Below are 16,838 nucleotides of genomic sequence, written 5' to 3'. Positions count from 1 at the left end.
CACCATGAGCCAAACGATTGACAAAATTAATAGCTGTTATCCGCTATTTGAACAGGATGAATACCAGGAGCTGTTCCGCAATAAGCGGACGCTGGAAGAGGCCCACGACGCCCGGCGCGTGCAGGAGGTATTCGCCTGGACCACCACCGCCGAGTATGAAGCGCTGAACTTTCAGCGCGAGGCGCTAACCGTTGACCCGGCAAAAGCCTGCCAGCCGCTGGGCGCGGTGCTATGTTCGCTAGGGTTTGCCAACACCCTGCCCTATGTTCACGGCTCCCAGGGATGCGTGGCCTATTTTCGTACCTATTTTAACCGCCATTTCAAAGAGCCGATCGCCTGCGTTTCCGATTCGATGACCGAAGACGCGGCGGTCTTCGGCGGCAACAACAATATGAACCTCGGGCTGCGGAACGCCAGCGCGCTGTACAAACCGGAGATCATCGCGGTCTCCACCACCTGCATGGCGGAGGTTATCGGCGACGATCTGCAGGCGTTTATCGCCAACGCCAAAAAAGACGGTTTTGTCGATAGCAGCATTGCCGTGCCGCACGCCCATACGCCAAGCTTTATCGGCAGCCACGTCACCGGCTGGGACAATATGTTCGAAGGGTTCGCCAAAACCTTTACCGCCGACTATCAAGGGCAGCCGGGCAAACTGCAAAAGCTCAACCTGGTCACCGGCTTTGAGACCTATCTCGGCAACTTCCGCGTGCTGAAGCGGATGATGGCGCAGATGGCGGTGCCGTGCAGCCTGCTCTCCGATCCGTCGGAGGTCCTTGATACCCCCGCCGACGGCCATTATCGGATGTATGCGGGCGGCACCACCCAGCAGGAGATGAAGGAGGCCCCGGATGCCATCGATACGCTGCTCCTGCAGCCGTGGCAGCTGCTGAAAAGTAAAAAAGTGGTGCAGGATATGTGGAATCAGCCGTCGACCGAGGTGGCGATCCCGCTGGGGTTGGCCGCCACCGACGAGCTGCTGATGACCGTCAGCCAGCTCAGCGGCAGGCCGATTGCCGACGCCCTCACCCTTGAGCGCGGACGGCTGGTCGACATGATGCTCGACTCCCACACCTGGCTGCATGGCAAGAAATTTGGCCTGTACGGCGACCCGGACTTTGTGATGGGGCTGACCCGCTTCCTGCTGGAGCTCGGCTGCGAGCCGACGGTGATCCTGAGCCATAACGCCAACAAGCGCTGGCTGAAGGCGATGAAGAAAATGCTGGAGGCCTCGCCCTACGGTCGCGACAGCGAAGTGTTCATCAACTGCGACTTGTGGCACTTCCGTTCGCTGATGTTCACCCGCCAGCCGGACTTTATGATAGGCAACTCCTACGGCAAATTTATCCAGCGCGATACCCTGGCGAAGGGCAAAGCTTTTGAGGTACCGCTCATCCGTCTCGGCTTTCCGCTGTTCGACCGTCACCACCTGCACCGTCAGACCACCTGGGGTTATGAAGGCGCCATGAACATCGTCACGACGCTGGTGAACGCCGTGCTGGAGAAACTGGATAACGACACCGGCCAGTTAGGCAAAACCGATTACAGCTTCGACCTCGTCCGTTAACCATTTGCCGCCCCGCGAAAGCGGGGCCTGGAGGGGCTATGCCTATCGTGATTTTTCGTGAGCGCGGCGCGGATCTGTATGCCTATATCGCCAAACAGGATCTGGAAGCACGGGTGATACAGATTGAGCATAACGACGTTGACCGCTGGGGTGGCGCGATTTCGCTGGAGGGCGGCGGGCGCTACTACGTCAACCCGCAGCCTGAGCGGCCCGCCTTCCCGATAAGCCTGCGGGCAACCCGCAGTACGCTGATATAAGGAGCTGGAGATGTCCGACAACGATACCCTTTTCTGGCGCCTGCTGGCGCTATTCCAGACGCTGCCGGATCTGCCGCCGGCGCAAATACTAGACTGGCTGGCGCAGGAAAGCGGCGAAACCCTGACCCCGGAGGGGTTGGCCACCTTAACGCAGCCGCAGCTCGCCACCGCCTTTCCGTCAACGACGGCCGTTATGTCCCCGGCCCGCTGGTCGCGGGTGATGGCCAGCCTGCGGGGCGCGCTGCCCGTTCATCTGCGCATTGCCCGTCCCGATCAGCGGACGCCGCAGCTGCTGGCCGCATTTTGCTCCCAGGACGGCCTGCTCATTAACGGCCATTTCGGCCAGGGACGCCTGTTTTTTATCTATGCCTTCGATGAGCAAGGCGGCTGGCTGTACGATCTGCGCCGCTATCCGTCAGAGCCGGGCCAGCAGGAGGCCAGCGAAGCGCGCGCCCGGCTGCTTGATGATTGCCAGCTGCTGTTCTGCCAGGAGATCGGCGGACCCGCCGCCGCCCGACTGATTCGCCACCAGATCCATCCGATGAAAGCGCAGCCCGGCACCGCGATTCAGGCCCAGTGCGAGGCCATCAACGCGCTGCTGGCCGGGCGTTTGCCGCCGTGGCTGGCGAAGCGGCTTAACAGGGATAATCCGCTGCAGGAACGCGTCTTTTAGCCCCCCTGCTGTTTGCCCGTTGCCCGCTGACCCCGCGGGCTTTTTTCTTCCCCGACCACAACCCACAATATTCCCGTCCGATTGTTGGCTTTGTCGCAAAGCTGACAAGGCTTTCCCTTTAAAAATCAATAGCCCCTGGGTGGAGCGCGAATTGCATTTCCATCATCATCCCCCACGTTCTACGAGGTCACTATGAAGGGAAATGAAATTCTGGCGCTGCTGGATGAGCCCGCCTGCGAACATAACCATAAACAGAAGTCCGGCTGTAGCGCGCCAAAACCCGGCGCCACCGCCGGCGGCTGCGCGTTCGACGGCGCCCAGATCGCTCTGCTACCCATCGCCGACGTGGCGCACCTGGTGCATGGCCCCATCGGCTGCGCCGGCAGCTCATGGGATAACCGCGGCAGCATAAGCTCCGGGCCGAACATTAACCGGCTGGGGTTCACTACCGATCTCAACGAGCAGGATGTGATTATGGGCCGCGGCGAGCGCCGCCTGTTTCACGCGGTTCGCCATATCGTTACGCGCTACCGTCCGGCGGCGGTCTTTATCTACAACACTTGCGTGCCGGCAATGGAGGGCGACGATCTTGAAGCGGTATGCCAGGCCGCGCAGACCGCCACCGGCGTGCCGGTTATCGCCATCGACGCCGCCGGTTTTTACGGCAGCAAAAACCTCGGCAACCGGCTGGCCGGCGAGGTGATGGTCAAGCGGGTCATCGGCCAGCGCGAACCGGCCCCCTGGCCGGAGGCATCCCCGTTCGCCCCGGAGCATCGCCATGACGTTGGCCTGATTGGCGAGTTTAATATCGCCGGCGAGTTCTGGCATATTCAGCCGCTGCTCGATGAGCTGGGGGTCCGCGTGCTCGGCAGCCTCTCCGGCGACGGGCGCTTTGCCGAAATCCAGACCATGCACCGGGCGCAGGCCAATATGCTGGTCTGTTCGCGGGCGCTAATCAACGTCGCGAGGGCGCTGGAGCAGCGCTACGGCACGCCGTGGTTCGAAGGCAGTTTTTACGGTATCCGCGCGACCTCCGACGCCCTGCGTCAGCTGGCGGCCCTGCTGGGCGATGACGATCTGTGCCGCCGCACCGAAGCGCTGATTGCGCGCGAAGAGCGGGCGGCGGAGCTGGCGCTCAGGCCGTGGCGCGAACAGCTTCGCGGACGCAAAGCCCTGCTCTACACCGGCGGCGTCAAATCCTGGTCGGTGGTGTCGGCGCTGCAGGATCTGGGGATGAGCGTGGTGGCGACCGGCACGCGCAAATCCACCGAGGAAGATAAACAGCGGATCCGCGAACTGATGGGCGAAGAGGCGGTCATGCTGGATGAAGGCAACGCCCGCACGCTGCTGGACGTGGTCTACCGCTATCAGGCCGACCTGATGATCGCCGGCGGGCGCAATATGTACACCGCCTACAAGGCCCGGCTGCCGTTTCTCGATATCAATCAGGAACGCGAGCACGCCTTCGCCGGCTATCAGGGCATCGTCACCCTCGCCCGCCAGATCTGCCAGACCATCAACAGCCCGATCTGGCCGCAAACTCATTCCCGCGCCCCCTGGCACTAAGGAGCACAGCATGGCAGAAATTTTCCGCACCGATAAACCGCTGGCGGTCAGTCCGATCAAAACCGGCCAACCGCTCGGCGCAATCCTCGCCAGCCTCGGGATCGGACACTGCATCCCGCTGGTCCACGGCGCGCAGGGATGCAGCGCCTTCGCTAAGGTCTTTTTTATTCAGCACTTCCACGACCCGGTGCCCTTACAGTCGACGGCGATGGACCCGACCTCGACGATTATGGGCGCGGACGGCAATATCTTTGCCGCGCTCGATACCCTGTGCCAGCGCAACGCTCCGCAGGCCATCGTGCTGCTCAGCACCGGGCTGTCGGAGGCTCAGGGCAGCGATATGTCCCGGGTGGTGCGCCAGTTTCGCGAAGAGCATCCCCGGCACAAAGGGGTGGCGATACTAACGGTCAACAGCCCTGATTTTTATGGCTCTATGGAAAACGGCTTCAGCGCCGTGCTGGAGAGCGTCATTGAGCAGTGGGTGGCGCCGACGCCCCGCGCCGGCCAGCGTAATCGTCGGGTCAATCTGCTGGTCAGCCACCTCTGCTCCCCCGGCGATATCGAGCTGCTGCGCCGCTACGTTGAAGCCTTTGGCCTGCAGCCGGTGATCCTGCCGGACCTGGCGCAATCGATGGACGGGCACCTCGCGCAAGGGGATTTTTCGCCGGTGACCCAGGGCGGGACGCCGCTGCGCCTGATAGAGCAGATGGGGCAGAGCCTGTGCAGCTTCGCCATCGGCGCCTCGCTGAGTCGGGCGTCGTCCCTGCTGGCCCAGCGCAGCCACGGCGAGGCGATCGCCCTTCCGCACCTGATGACCCTTGAGCACTGCGATACGTTCATTCATCAGCTGGCGAAAATTTCCGGACGCGGCGTTCCGCAGTGGATTGAACGCCAGCGTGGACAGCTTCAGGATGCGATGATCGACTGCCACACGTGGCTCCAGGACCAGCGCATGGCGATGGCGGCAGAAGGCGATCTGCTGGCGGCATGGTGCGATTTTGCCAGCAGCCAGGGAATGCGGCCAGGTCCGCTGGTCGCCCCCACCGGCCATCCCAGCCTGCGCCAGCTGCCGGTCGAACGCGTCGTGCCGGGGGATCTGGAGGATCTGCAAAACCTGCTCTGCTCGCAGCCCGCCGACCTGCTGGTAGCCAATTCTCACGCCTGCGACCTCGCGGAACAGTTTGCGCTACCGCTGATCCGCGCGGGTTTCCCTCTCTTTGACAGGCTCGGCGAGTTCCGGCGGGTGCGGCAAGGCTATGGCGGTATGCGCGATACGCTGTTTGAACTGGCAAACCTGATGCGCGAGCGTCACCGCCAGGTCGCCCTCTACCGCTCGCCGCTGCGCCAGAATGCCGAACCGCCCTTCACCACAGGAGCCGCTTATGCCGCCCATTAACCGCCAGTTTGACATGGTCCATTCCGATGAGTGGTCCATGAAGGTCGCCTTTGCCAGCTCCGACTATCGCCATGTCGACCGCCACTTCGGCGCCACGCCGCGGCTGGTGGTGTATGGCGTCAAGGAGGATCGGGTCACCCTGATCCGGGTGGTTGATTTCTCGGTCGAAAGCGGCCATCAGGCGGAGAAGATTGGTCAGCGCATCCATGCCCTTGAGGATTGCGTCACCCTGTTCTGCGTGGCAATCGGCGATGCGATATTTCGCCAGCTGCTGCAGGTTGGCGTCCGCGCCGAACGCGTGCCCGCCGACACCAAAATTGTCGATTTACTCCAGGAGATCCAGCTCTACTGGTACGCCAAAGAGCAGCGCAAAAGCGCCCGCAGGCGCGACCCTGAGCGCTTTACCCGCCTGCTTGAGGAGCAGGAGTGGCGGGAGGAGCGGGACCCGCGCGGCTAACCGTGTCGTTTCTGTGACAAACCCCACAACAAATAACGACACTGTCGGCCCGTATTGTCAGGGGAAAATCCTAACCCTCTAAAAATAAACGTATTTACGCATTGGTATTGCATTTGCTTGTTCATCACCACCACCGCGCTTTTAGCGGTGGAACGCGCCCCGACGTTTTCCGTCATCATCCCTGGAGCTGACAGCATGTGGAATTACTCCGAGAAAGTGAAAGACCATTTTTTTAATCCCCGCAACGCGCGCGTGGTGGACAACGCCAACGCGGTGGGCGATGTGGGTTCATTGAGCTGCGGCGACGCGCTGCGCCTGATGCTGCGCGTCGACCCGCAAAGCGAAATAATCGAGGAGGCCGGATTCCAGACCTTTGGCTGCGGCAGCGCGATCGCCTCCTCTTCCGCGCTGACGGAGCTGATCGTCGGCCGCACGCTTACCGAAGCCGGAGAGGTTACCAACCAGCAGATCGCCGATTATCTCGACGGACTGCCGCCGCAAAAAATGCACTGCTCGGTGATGGGCCAGGAGGCGCTGCGGGCAGCTATCGCCAACTTTCGCGGCGAGAGCCTCGAAGAGGAGCATGAAGAAGGCCGGCTGATTTGCAAATGCTTCGGCGTCGATGAAGGGCATATCCGCCGCGCGGTGCTCAACAACGGCCTGACCACCCTTGAAGAGGTGATTAACTACACCAAAGCGGGCGGCGGCTGCACTTCCTGCCATGAGCAGATCGAGCTGGCGCTGGCGGAGATCCTCGCGCAGCAGCCGCCGAGCCCCCTTCCCGCCGCCAGCGGCAAAGATCCGCACTGGCAGAGCGTGGTCGACACCATCGCCGAACTGCGCCCGCATATTCAGGCCGACGGCGGCGATATGTCGCTTCTCAACGTCGCCAACCACCAGGTCACCGTGAGCCTTTCCGGCAGCTGCAGCGGCTGCATGATGACCGATATGACCCTGGCCTGGCTGCAGCAGAAGCTGATGGAACGTACCGGCTGTTATATGGAAGTGGTGGCGGCATAGGCCGCGGTTAACTGACCCAAGGGGGACAAGATGAAACAGGTTTATCTCGATAACAACGCCACCACCCGTTTAGACCCGATGGTCCTCGAAGCGATGATGCCCTTTTTGACCGATTTTTACGGCAATCCCTCGTCCATCCATGACTTTGGCATTCCGGCCCAGGCCGCCCTCGAGCGGGCTCATCAGCAGGCCGCGGCGCTGCTCGGGGCGGAGTATCCCAGCGAGATAATTTTTACCTCCTGCGCCACCGAGGCCACCGCCACCGCCATCGCCTCGGCGACGGCGCTGCTGCCGGAACGCCGGGAGATCGTAACCACCGCGGTCGAACATCCGGCGACGCTGGCTGCGTGCGAACACCTGGAGCGCCAGGGCTATCTGATCCACCGTATCGCGGTAGACGGCAACGGCGCGCTGGATATGGCGCAGTTCCGGGCGGCGCTCAGCCCGCGGGTCGCGCTGGTCAGCGTGATGTGGGCGAATAACGAAACCGGCGTCATTTTCCCGGTGGTCGAGATGGCGGAGCTGGCTCATGAACAGGGCGCGCTGTTCCACTGCGACGCGGTGCAGGTGGCGGGCAAGCTGCCGATAGCGGTCGGCAAGACCGCCATCGATATGCTCTCCTGCTCGGCGCATAAGTTTCACGGTCCGAAAGGCGTCGGCTGCCTGTATCTGCGCCGGGGAACGCGCTTTCGCCCGCTGCTGCGCGGCGGCCATCAGGAGTACGGACGGCGGGCCGGAACGGAAAACATCACCGGGATCGTCGGCATGGGCGCGGCCTGCGAGCTGGCGCAGATCCATCTGCCGGGAATGGAGCAAACGGGCCAGCTGCGCGATCGCCTCGAACGGCGCCTGCAGGCCTGCGTCCCTGCGGTCATGGTGATGGGCGGCGGCCAGCCGCGCGTGCCCGGCACCCTGAATCTGGCCTTTGAGTTTATTGAAGGGGAAGCGATCCTGCTGCTGCTGAATCAGGTCGGGATTGCCGCCTCCAGCGGCAGCGCCTGCACCTCAGGTTCGCTGGAGCCCTCGCACGTGATGCGGGCGATGAATATTCCCTACACCGCGGCCCACGGCACCATCCGTTTTTCCCTCTCGCGCTACACCCGGGAAAAAGAGATTGATTACGTCATTGCCATGCTGCCGCCGATCGTTGACCGGCTGCGGGCGCTGTCGCCCTACTGGCAGGACGGCAGGCCGCATCCGGCGGCAGACGTCTTCACCCCGGTTTATGGCTAAGGCGGAGGCGACGATGAAACGCGTGCTGATCAACGACACCACGCTGCGCGATGGCGAACAGAGCCCCGGCGTGGCCTTCCGCCCCAGCGAGAAGGTGGCCATTGCCGAGGCGCTGTACGCGGCGGGGATTACGGCGATGGAAGTGGGCACCCCGGCAATGGGGGATGAGGAGATCGCGCGGATCCAGCTGGTGCGCCGCCAGCTTCCCCAGGCCACGCTGATGACCTGGTGTCGGATGAATGCGCTGGAGATTCGCCAGAGCGCCGATTTGGGCATCGACTGGGTGGATATCTCCATTCCGGCCTCGGACAAGCTGCGGCAGTACAAGCTGCGCGAACCGCTGGCGGTGCTGCTGGAGCGGCTGGCGACGTTTATTCAGCTCGCCCGGAGCCTCGGCCTGCAGGTGTGCATTGGCTGCGAAGATGCCTCCCGCGCCGGCGGGCAGAACCTGGGCGATATCGCCAGGGTGGCGCAGCAGTCCGGCGCGTCCCGCCTGCGCTACGCCGATACGGTCGGCATACTCGACCCGTTTACCACCTTCGAGCAAATCTCGGCCCTGCGCGAAGCGTGGGCTGGTGAAATAGAGATGCATGCCCATAACGATCTCGGTCTCGCCGCCGCTAATACGCTGGCGGCGGTGCGCGCCGGAGCCTCCAGCGTGAATACCACCACCCTCGGCCTCGGCGAACGCGCGGGCAACGCGGCGCTGGAAACCGTGGCGCTGGGCCTGGAGCGCTGCCTCGGCGTCGAGACCGGCGTTTACTTCCCGGCGCTTCCGGCGCTCTGTCAGAAAGTTTCGGCGGCGGCGCAGCGCCCTATCGACCCGCAGCAGCCGCTGGTCGGCGAGCTGGTCTTTACCCACGAATCGGGAGTCCACGTGGCGGCGCTGCTGCGCGATCGCGAGAGCTATCAGGCGATCGACCCGGCGCTGGTCGGCCGCAGCTACCGGCTGGTGCTGGGAAAACACTCCGGGCGCCAGGCGGTCAACGGCATTTTCGATCGGATGGGCTATCACCTCAGCTCAGCGCAAATTAACCAACTGCTGCCCGCCATCCGCCGCTTTGCCGAGAGCGGGAAGCGCAGCCCGCGGGACTATGAGCTGGTCGCGATTTATGACGAGCTGTGCGGCGCAGCCGCGCTGCGAGCAGGGGGATAATCATGGAGTGGTTTTATCAAATTCCCGGCGTGGACGAACTTAGCTCCGCCGAATCGTTCTTTCAGTTTTTCTCCGTGCCCTATCAGCCAGAACGGCTTGGCCGCTGCTGCCTGCCGGTGCTGGCGACGTTTCACCGCAAGCTGCGTGCCGAAGTCCCGCTACAGAACCGGCTGGAAGAGAACGCCCGCGCCTCGTGGCTGCTGGCGCGGCGGCTGCTCGCGGAGAGCTACCAGCAGCAGTTTCAGGAGGACGACAGATGAGGCCAAAATTCACCTTCAGCGACGCGGTGCGGGTGGTGCGCGCGATTCGTAACGATGGCACCTTCGCGGGCTTCGCCCCCGGCGAGCTGCTGGTCAGGCGCGGCAGCACCGGCTTTGTCCGCGACTGGGGCGTCTTTTTACAGGATCAAATTATTTACCAGATCCACTTCCCGGAGAGCGACCGGATCATCGGCTGCCGCGAGCAGGAGCTGATCCCCCTCGCCCAGCCCTGGTTGGCCGGAAACTTGCAGTATGGAGATACCGTCACCTGCCGGATGGCGCTGGCCGTCGGCGGCGAGGTGGTGGTTAACGTTGGCCAACAGGGGCGCATTGAGGCAACCGATCGGGGCGAACGCGGCGACAGCTATACCGTCGACTTTAGCGGCCGCTGGTTTACCGTGCCGGTACAGGCCATCAGCCTCGTCGAGGAGAGATAATCATGAACGCATGGGAACGGTTTGGCCGGCAGCGCCTGGCGCGCAGCCGCTGGAACAGTGAACCGGCCGCATTGAATGCCGCCGATACGCAGGCCTTTGAGCAGGCCTGGCAGCGCCAGCGTGAGATCGAGCTGGCTATCGTCGCCCTGGTTCCCGCGCACGATATTGCGCCGGAGCTGAGGGATAACGTTGCCGCTTCGCTCGGGATCTGGCTTAGCGACGGAGGCTTTACCCCCGACGAGCGCGCGGCCATCGTGCTTCATCACACCCGGCTGGAGATCGCGTTTGCCGAACTGGCGCAGCAGGTGCCGCAGCCGGACCCGTCGACGGTGCAGGCCTGGTATCTTCACCATCAGGCGCATTTTATGCGCCCGGAACAGCGCCTGACCCGCCATCTGCTGCTGACGGTCGATGGCGACCTCGAGGCGGTTCATGAGCAAATCCAGGGGCTGCACCAGCAAATCAGCGCCTCCCACGATGCGTTTGCGCCGCTGGCGCAGCGCTATTCTCAGTGCCCGAGCGCGCTGGAGGGCGGGCGCTTAGGCTGGATTAGCCGGGGATTGCTCTATCCGCAGCTGGAGACGGCGCTGTTTGCGCTCGCGGAAAATGCGCTGAGCCCGCCCGTCGCCAGCGAGCTGGGATGGCACCTGTTATGGTGTGAAGCGATTCGCCCCGCCGCGCCGATGGATCGGCATAAGGCGCTGGAGAGCGCCCGCGATTATCTGTGGCAGCAAAGCCAGCAGCGCCATCAGCGCCAGTGGCTGCAGCAGATGATTTCACGCCAGCCGGGGCTGTGCGGGTAGCCTTTGCGGCTACCCGCGAAAACTCACAGCACGATGCGTTTAATCTCTTCAAGCCAGGCAGTCAGGCGCTCTTCGGTGCGATCGAACTGGTTATCCTGGTCGAGAACCAGTCCCACAAACCGCTCGCCCTCCAGCGCCGATGAGGCGCTAAATTCATATCCCTCATTCGGCCAGCTGCCGATAATCTGCGCCCCGCAGGCGTCGAGGACGTCATACAGCGGGCGCATTCCGCTGGCGAAGTTGTCGGGATAGCCCTGCTGATCGCCAAGGCCGAACAGCGCCACGGTTTTACCGCTCAGGCTGATGCCGTCGAGCGTATGGATAAATTCGCCCCATGATTCACTCTCGCAGCCAGCCGCAAGGCCCGGTAGCTGGCCGTCGCCCAGCGTCGGGGTTCCCAGCAGCAGTACCGGATAGGCCATAAACTCATCCAGCGTCGCGCGGTTAATGTTTACCGGGGCATCCGCTACATCGCCCAACTGCTTGTGGATCAGCTTCGCAATTTTGCGCGTTTTGCCGGTATCGGTGCCGAAGAAAATGCCAATGTTCGCCATATTACGCTCCTGTCGGGAAAGGTGTTTAAAACACGAGTTATCGCCAGGAGTATTGCGAAGGCTGTGCCAGGTTTATTTGCACTATCGCGGCTCACGCCTGCCCCATAACGATCGCTCATTGCCCCTTCTCGCGCCCGCAGCCGGGCCTGTCCGGGCCTGAAAAACGCCAAAATAGCCTGATTTCCCGCTGTCGGATCAATGTTTCATCAGGTCGTTTGGATAAGGGCGCACGGTTTGCATGGTTATCCGCATGCGGATAAAACCGCGGCGCTGGCGTCGCGGTGTCGGACAAATTGTCATAACTGCGACACAGGAGTTTGCGATGACCCTGAATATGATGCTCGATAACGCCGTGCCGGAGGCGATTGCCGGCGCGCTGACTCAACAACATCCGGGGCTGTTTTTTACCATGGTGGAACAGGCGTCGGTGGCGATTTCACTCACCGATGCGAGAGCCAATATTATTTACGCCAATCCGGCGTTTTGCCGCCAGACCGGCTATTCGCTGGCGCAGCTGTTGAACCAGAACCCGCGGCTGCTGGCCAGCAGCCAGACGCCGCGCGAGATCTACCAGCAGATGTGGCAAACGCTGCTCCAGCGCCAGCCCTGGCGCGGCCAGTTGATCAATCAGCGCCGCGACGGCGGCCTGTATCTGGTGGATATCGACATCACGCCGGTGCTGAATCCCCAGGGCGAGCTGGAGCACTATCTGGCGATGCAGCGGGATATCAGCGTCAGCTACACCCTGGAGCAGCGCCTGCGCAATCACATGACGCTGATGGAGGCCGTGCTCAATAATATTCCCGCCGCCGTGGTGGTGGTCGACGAGCAGGATCGGGTGGTGATGGATAACCTCGCCTACAAAACTTTCTGCGCGGACTGCGGCGGGAAAGAGCTGCTGGTCGAACTGCAGGTTTCGCCGCGTAAAATGGGGCCCGGCGCGGAGCAAATCCTGCCGCTGGCGGTACGCGGCGCGGTGCGCTGGCTGTCGGTGACCTGCTGGGCGCTGCCCGGCGTGAGCGAAGAAGCCAGCCGCTACTTTGTCGACAGCGCCCCGGCGCGGACGCTGGTCGTCATTACCGACTGCTCGCAGCAGCGCCAGCAGCAGGAGCAGGGCCGCCTCGATCGGCTCAAACAGCAGATGACCGCCGGTAAGCTGCTGGCCGCCATTCGCGAGTCTCTGGACGCGGCGTTAATTCAGCTTAACTGTCCGATCAACATGCTGGCAGCGGCCCGCCGGCTCAACGGCGAAGGCGGCGGTAACGTGGCGCTGGAGGCGGCGTGGCGCGAAGGTGAAGAGGCGATGGCCCGCCTGCAGCGCTGCCGGCCCTCCCTGGAGCTGGAAAGCAACGCCGCCTGGCCGCTGCAGCCCTTCTTCGACGATCTGTGCGCGCTCTATCGTACCCGCTTCGACGATCGCGGCCTGCTGCTGGTCGATATGGCCTCCCCGCACCTGATCGGCTTTGGCCAGCGCACGCAGCTGCTGGCCTGCCTGAGCCTGTGGTTCGACCGCACGCTGGCGCTCGCCGCCGAGCTGCCCTCCGTGGCGCTGGAGATGCAGCTCTACGCCGAAGAAGAAGAGGGCTGGCTTTCGCTATACCTTAATGACAATGTGCCGCTGCTGCAGGTGCGCTATACCCACTCCCCGGACGCCTTAAACTCTCCCGGCAAAGGGATGGAGCTGCGGTTAATCCAGACCCTGGTCGCCCATCATCGTGGCGCCATCGAACTAACTTCCCGCCCGCAGGGGGGGACCTGTCTTGTTCTGCGTTTCCCCCTCTTCAACACCCTGACCGGAGGTGAGCTATGACCCACAAACCCGACTCAGACACCACCGTCAGGCGCTTTGATCTCTCTCAGCAGTTCACCGCCATGCAGCGCATCAGCGTCGTGCTGAGCCGCGCCACCGAGGCCAGCAAGACGCTCCAGGAGGTGCTGAGCGTGTTATACAACGATGCTTTTATGCAGCACGGCATGATCTGCCTTTACGATAGCGAGCAGGAAATTCTCAGCATCGAAGCGCTACAGCAAACCGAGCATCAGACGCTGCCGGGCAGTACGCAGATCCGCTACCGGCCGGGGGAAGGATTAGTCGGCACCGTGCTGGCCCGGGGCCAGTCGCTGGTGCTGCCGCGCGTCGCCGACGATCGGCGGTTTCTCGATCGCCTCAGCCTGTATGATTACGATCTGCCGTTTATCGCGGTGCCGCTGATGGGGCCCAATTCTCAGCCCATCGGCGTGCTGTCGGCGCAGCCGATGGTGCGTCAGGATGAGCGTCTCCCGGCCTGCACGCGGTTTCTCGAAACCGTCGCCAACCTGATAGCCCAGACCATTCGCCTGATGATCCTCCCGGCGCCCGGGCAGCAGCAGCCTCAGACGCTCTCAAGGGCCGAGCGGCCGCGCACCTGCGCGCCGTCGCGCAGTTTTGGCCTTGAGACGATGGTCGGCAAAAGCCCGTCGATGCGCCAGATTATGGAGATTATTCGTCAGGTCTCCCGCTGGGATACCACGGTACTGGTACGCGGTGAGAGCGGAACCGGGAAAGAGCTGATTGCCAATGCCATTCACCATAATTCGCCGCGCGCCGCCGCCGCGTTCGTAAAGTTTAACTGCGCGGCGCTGCCGGACACCCTGCTGGAGAGCGAGCTGTTCGGCCATGAGAAAGGCGCGTTTACCGGGGCGGTGCGTCAGCGCAAGGGGCGCTTTGAGCTGGCGGACGGCGGCACCCTGTTTCTCGATGAGATTGGCGAAAGCAGCGCCTCGTTTCAGGCCAAGCTGCTGCGTATCCTGCAGGAGGGAGAGATGGAGCGCGTGGGCGGCGATGAAACCCTGCGCGTGAACGTGCGCATCATCGCGGCGACCAACCGTCATCTGGAGGAGGAAGTGCGGCTGGGGAATTTCCGCGAGGATCTCTACTATCGCCTGAACGTGATGCCTATCGCCCTGCCCCCGCTGCGCGAACGCCAGGAGGATATCGCCGAGCTGGCGCATTTTCTGGTGCGCAAAATCGCCCAGAACCAGGGCCGGACGCTGCGGATCAGCGACGGCGCGATCCGCCTGCTGATGGAGTATAGCTGGCCGGGAAACGTGCGCGAACTGGAAAACTGCCTTGAACGTTCGGCGGTGATGTCGGAGAGCGGGCTGATCGACCGGGACGTGATTTTGTTCAATCATTACGACACGATGCCGAAAGCGTTGCCCGCCAGCGGTCCGTCAGAAGATGGCTGGCTCGACAATACGCTCGATGAGCGCCAGCGGCTGATTGCCGCGCTGGAAAAGGCGGGCTGGGTTCAGGCTAAAGCGGCGCGCCTGCTCGGGATGACGCCGCGCCAGGTCGCTTACCGGATCCAAATCATGGACATCACCATGCCGCGAATCTGACCCGCCGTGTGAGGTTCAGGACATTGTCAGCACCGGGGCGGAATTGCGACAATTTATCGCCGGACATTATCTTTAAATTTCAGTACTTTGACAATTAAACGTTTGGTACAGCATTTGCAGCAGGAAGGTATCGCCCAACCATGAAGGTACGACCATGACTTCCTGCTCCTCTTCCCCTGCCGGTAAAGCCTGTCACGCTGCGGACAACGGCGCGTTAACGTCTTTTGTTGCCGATAAGGTCGCCGCGCACCCCTGCTATTCCCGCAGCGGGCACCACCGTTTTGCGCGGATGCATCTGCCGGTCGCGCCCGCCTGCAATTTGCAGTGCAACTACTGTAATCGCAAGTTCGACTGCAGCAACGAATCCCGCCCCGGCGTATCGTCGACGCTGCTGACGCCCGAGCAAGCGGTGCTCAAAGTACGCCAGGTCGCCCAGGCTATCCCGCAGCTTTCAGTGGTCGGGATCGCCGGTCCAGGCGACCCGCTCGCCAACCTCACCCGCACCTTCCGTACCCTCGAACTGATACGTGAACAGCTGCCGGATTTGAAGCTCTGCCTGTCGACGAACGGCCTGATGCTGCCCGACGCGGTGGATCGCCTGCTGGACGTCGGCGTTGACCACGTCACGGTCACCATTAATACGCTGGATGCGGATGTCGCCGCGCAAATTTATGCCTGGCTATGGCTGGACGGCGAGCGCTACAGCGGGCGCGAAGCCGGAGAGATCCTCATCGCCCGCCAGCTGGAGGGCGTCAGCAGGCTAACCGCCAAAGGGGTGCTGGTGAAGATAAATTCGGTGCTGATCCCGGGGATTAACGCCAGCGGCATGGCCGACGTCAGCCGTCGGCTGCAGGCCAGCGGCGCTTTTATTCATAATATTATGCCGCTGATCGCCAGACCGGAGCACGGCACGGTATTCGGCCTTAACGGCCAGCCGGAGCCGGATGCCGAAATGCTCGCCGCCACCCGCAGCCGCTGCGGCGAAGTGATGCCGCAGATGACCCACTGCCATCAGTGCCGCGCCGACGCTATCGGTATGCTGGGGGAAGATCGCAGCCAGCAGTTTACCGAACTGCCGTCCGCGGCGAGCCTCCCGGCCTGGCTGCCCATTCTCCATCAGCGCGCCCAGCTTCATGCCAGCATCGCCACCCGCGGCGAGTCCGAGGCCGACGACGCCTGCCTGGTTGCCGTTGCGTCAGGCCGCGGCGACATCATTGACAGCCACTTTGGCCACGCCGACCGTTTCTATATTTACAGCCTGTCGGCCGCCGGCATGGTGCTGGTCAATGAGCGGTTTACGCCGAAATATTGCCGCGGAAGCGACGACTGCGAACCGCAGGATAACGACGCCAGGTTCGCCGCGATCCTTGCGCTGCTGGCGGACGTTAAAGCCGTATTCTGCGTACGTATCGGCCATACGCCGTGGCAAAAGCTGGAGCAGGCGGGAATTGAGCCCTGCGTCGAGGGCGCATGGCGACCGGTTTCCGAGGTGCTCCCCGACTGGTGGCGGCAGCGCCGAGGCAGCTGGCCCGCCGCGCTGCCGCATCAGGGGGTCGCCTGATGCCGCCGCGCGCCTGGTTAAACCGCCTGTGGCTGCTGTATCACGCGGGGAAAGGCAGCTTTCCCCTGCGGATGGGGCTCAGCCAGAGCGACTGGCAGGCATTAGGCCAGCGTCTGGCTCAGGTCGAAACGCCGCTGGACGGCGAGACGCTAACCCGCCGCCGCCTGATGGCAGAGCTGAACGCCATCCGCGAAGAGGAGCGCAGGCAGCTCGGCGTGTGGCTGGCGGACTGGATGCGGCAGGAGGCCGAACCTATGGCGCAGATCGTCGCCGAGGTTTCTCTGGCCTATAACCATCTCTGGGAGGATCTTGGCCTTGAGTCGCGGGCCGAGCTGCGCCAGCTGATGAGCGACTGCTTTCCGCAGCTGGTGGTGATGAACGAACACAATATGCGCTGGAAAAAGTTCTTCTATCGCCAGCGCTGCCTGCTTCAGCAGGGCGAAGTCACCTGCCGCTCACCGAGCTGCGACGAGTGCCGGGAACGCAGCGTTTGTTTTGAGTAGCCGGCTGGATGGCC

Annotated in this window: 17 protein-coding genes; 16 read left to right on the top strand and 1 reads right to left on the bottom strand. The window is 62.9% G+C overall.

Features of this window, described 5'->3' with window-relative positions:
• Positions 1-4: 4 nt before the first annotated feature.
• The 12 genes from nifK to nifM all read left to right on the top strand — a co-directional run bounded on the left by nifK (position 5) and on the right by nifM (position 10,825).
• Positions 5-1,567 (top strand): nitrogenase molybdenum-iron protein subunit beta, encoded by a 1,563-nt coding sequence (nifK, locus tag GO007_RS21390; RefSeq protein WP_095103492.1) that lies wholly within the window; start codon positions 5-7, stop codon positions 1,565-1,567.
• A gap of 38 nt (positions 1,568-1,605) precedes the next feature.
• The gene (gene nifT / locus GO007_RS21385; RefSeq protein WP_095103491.1) at positions 1,606-1,824 is read left to right on the top strand and encodes a putative nitrogen fixation protein NifT; all 219 of its coding nucleotides are present in this window, start codon (positions 1,606-1,608) and stop codon (positions 1,822-1,824) included.
• Between the two features lie 10 nt (positions 1,825-1,834).
• The gene (locus GO007_RS21380; RefSeq protein ID WP_095103489.1) at positions 1,835-2,497 is read left to right on the top strand and encodes a NifB/NifX family molybdenum-iron cluster-binding protein; all 663 of its coding nucleotides are present in this window, start codon (positions 1,835-1,837) and stop codon (positions 2,495-2,497) included.
• A 192-nt stretch (positions 2,498-2,689) separates the two neighbouring features.
• On the top strand, positions 2,690-4,063 hold the full coding sequence (gene nifE / locus GO007_RS21375) for a nitrogenase iron-molybdenum cofactor biosynthesis protein NifE (RefSeq protein WP_095103488.1): 1,374 nt from the start codon (positions 2,690-2,692) through the stop codon (positions 4,061-4,063).
• A 10-nt stretch (positions 4,064-4,073) separates the two neighbouring features.
• Positions 4,074-5,459: a nitrogenase iron-molybdenum cofactor biosynthesis protein NifN gene (nifN, locus tag GO007_RS21370; protein ID WP_095103486.1), complete on the top strand. Its 1,386-nt coding sequence runs from the start codon at positions 4,074-4,076 to the stop codon at positions 5,457-5,459.
• On the top strand, positions 5,446-5,916 hold the full coding sequence (locus GO007_RS21365; protein WP_095103484.1) for a NifB/NifX family molybdenum-iron cluster-binding protein: 471 nt from the start codon (positions 5,446-5,448) through the stop codon (positions 5,914-5,916). The genes nifN and GO007_RS21365 overlap by 14 nt, the downstream gene beginning before the upstream one ends.
• A gap of 195 nt (positions 5,917-6,111) precedes the next feature.
• The gene (gene nifU, locus GO007_RS21360) at positions 6,112-6,936 is read left to right on the top strand and encodes a Fe-S cluster assembly protein NifU (RefSeq protein ID WP_095103482.1); all 825 of its coding nucleotides are present in this window, start codon (positions 6,112-6,114) and stop codon (positions 6,934-6,936) included.
• A gap of 30 nt (positions 6,937-6,966) precedes the next feature.
• Positions 6,967-8,169, top strand: a complete 1,203-nt coding sequence (gene nifS, locus GO007_RS21355) for a cysteine desulfurase NifS (RefSeq protein WP_095103481.1) — start codon at positions 6,967-6,969, stop codon at positions 8,167-8,169.
• A gap of 13 nt (positions 8,170-8,182) precedes the next feature.
• A complete protein-coding gene (gene nifV / locus GO007_RS21350; RefSeq protein WP_095103480.1) occupies positions 8,183-9,325 on the top strand; it encodes a homocitrate synthase in 1,143 nt (380 codons plus the stop codon).
• Positions 9,325-9,585 (top strand): nitrogenase-stabilizing/protective protein NifW, encoded by a 261-nt coding sequence (locus GO007_RS21345; protein ID WP_095103586.1) that lies wholly within the window; start codon positions 9,325-9,327, stop codon positions 9,583-9,585. The genes nifV and GO007_RS21345 overlap by 1 nt, the downstream gene beginning before the upstream one ends.
• On the top strand, positions 9,582-10,022 hold the full coding sequence (locus GO007_RS21340; protein ID WP_095103478.1) for a nitrogen fixation protein NifZ: 441 nt from the start codon (positions 9,582-9,584) through the stop codon (positions 10,020-10,022). Before GO007_RS21345 ends, GO007_RS21340 begins: the two co-directional genes overlap by 4 nt.
• 2 nt (positions 10,023-10,024) lie before the next feature.
• Positions 10,025-10,825, top strand: coding sequence for a nitrogen fixation protein NifM (nifM, locus tag GO007_RS21335; RefSeq protein ID WP_095103476.1), 801 nt, complete (start codon positions 10,025-10,027; stop codon positions 10,823-10,825).
• Positions 10,826-10,848: 23 nt separating this feature from the next.
• Here nifM and GO007_RS21330 read toward each other — a convergent pair whose 3' ends face one another.
• On the bottom strand, positions 10,849-11,379 hold the full coding sequence (locus tag GO007_RS21330) for a flavodoxin (protein WP_095103474.1): 531 nt from the start codon (positions 11,377-11,379) through the stop codon (positions 10,849-10,851).
• Positions 11,380-11,701: 322 nt separating this feature from the next.
• On the opposite strand from GO007_RS21330, the gene nifL reads away from it, so the two are divergent.
• From nifL to GO007_RS21310, 4 genes are all read left to right on the top strand, one after another.
• Entirely contained in the window at positions 11,702-13,189 is a 1,488-nt protein-coding gene (gene nifL, locus GO007_RS21325) for a nitrogen fixation negative regulator NifL (RefSeq protein WP_095103472.1), read from the top strand.
• Positions 13,186-14,760: a nif-specific transcriptional activator NifA gene (nifA, locus tag GO007_RS21320; protein ID WP_095103470.1), complete on the top strand. Its 1,575-nt coding sequence runs from the start codon at positions 13,186-13,188 to the stop codon at positions 14,758-14,760. The genes nifL and nifA overlap by 4 nt, the downstream gene beginning before the upstream one ends.
• A 154-nt stretch (positions 14,761-14,914) precedes the next feature.
• A complete protein-coding gene (nifB, locus tag GO007_RS21315) occupies positions 14,915-16,321 on the top strand; it encodes a nitrogenase cofactor biosynthesis protein NifB (protein WP_095103468.1) in 1,407 nt (468 codons plus the stop codon).
• Positions 16,321-16,824, top strand: coding sequence for a nitrogen fixation protein NifQ (locus GO007_RS21310; RefSeq protein WP_095103466.1), 504 nt, complete (start codon positions 16,321-16,323; stop codon positions 16,822-16,824). The genes nifB and GO007_RS21310 overlap by 1 nt, the downstream gene beginning before the upstream one ends.
• Positions 16,825-16,838 lie beyond the last annotated feature (14 nt).

Origin of the sequence: Klebsiella sp. 10-1 (assembly GCF_009758445.1) — a bacterium.
Classification (GTDB): domain Bacteria; phylum Pseudomonadota; class Gammaproteobacteria; order Enterobacterales; family Enterobacteriaceae; genus Klebsiella; species Klebsiella scottii.
The sequence above is the reverse complement of the archived record's forward strand: the minus strand, read 5'-3'. Positions and strand labels throughout refer to the sequence as shown.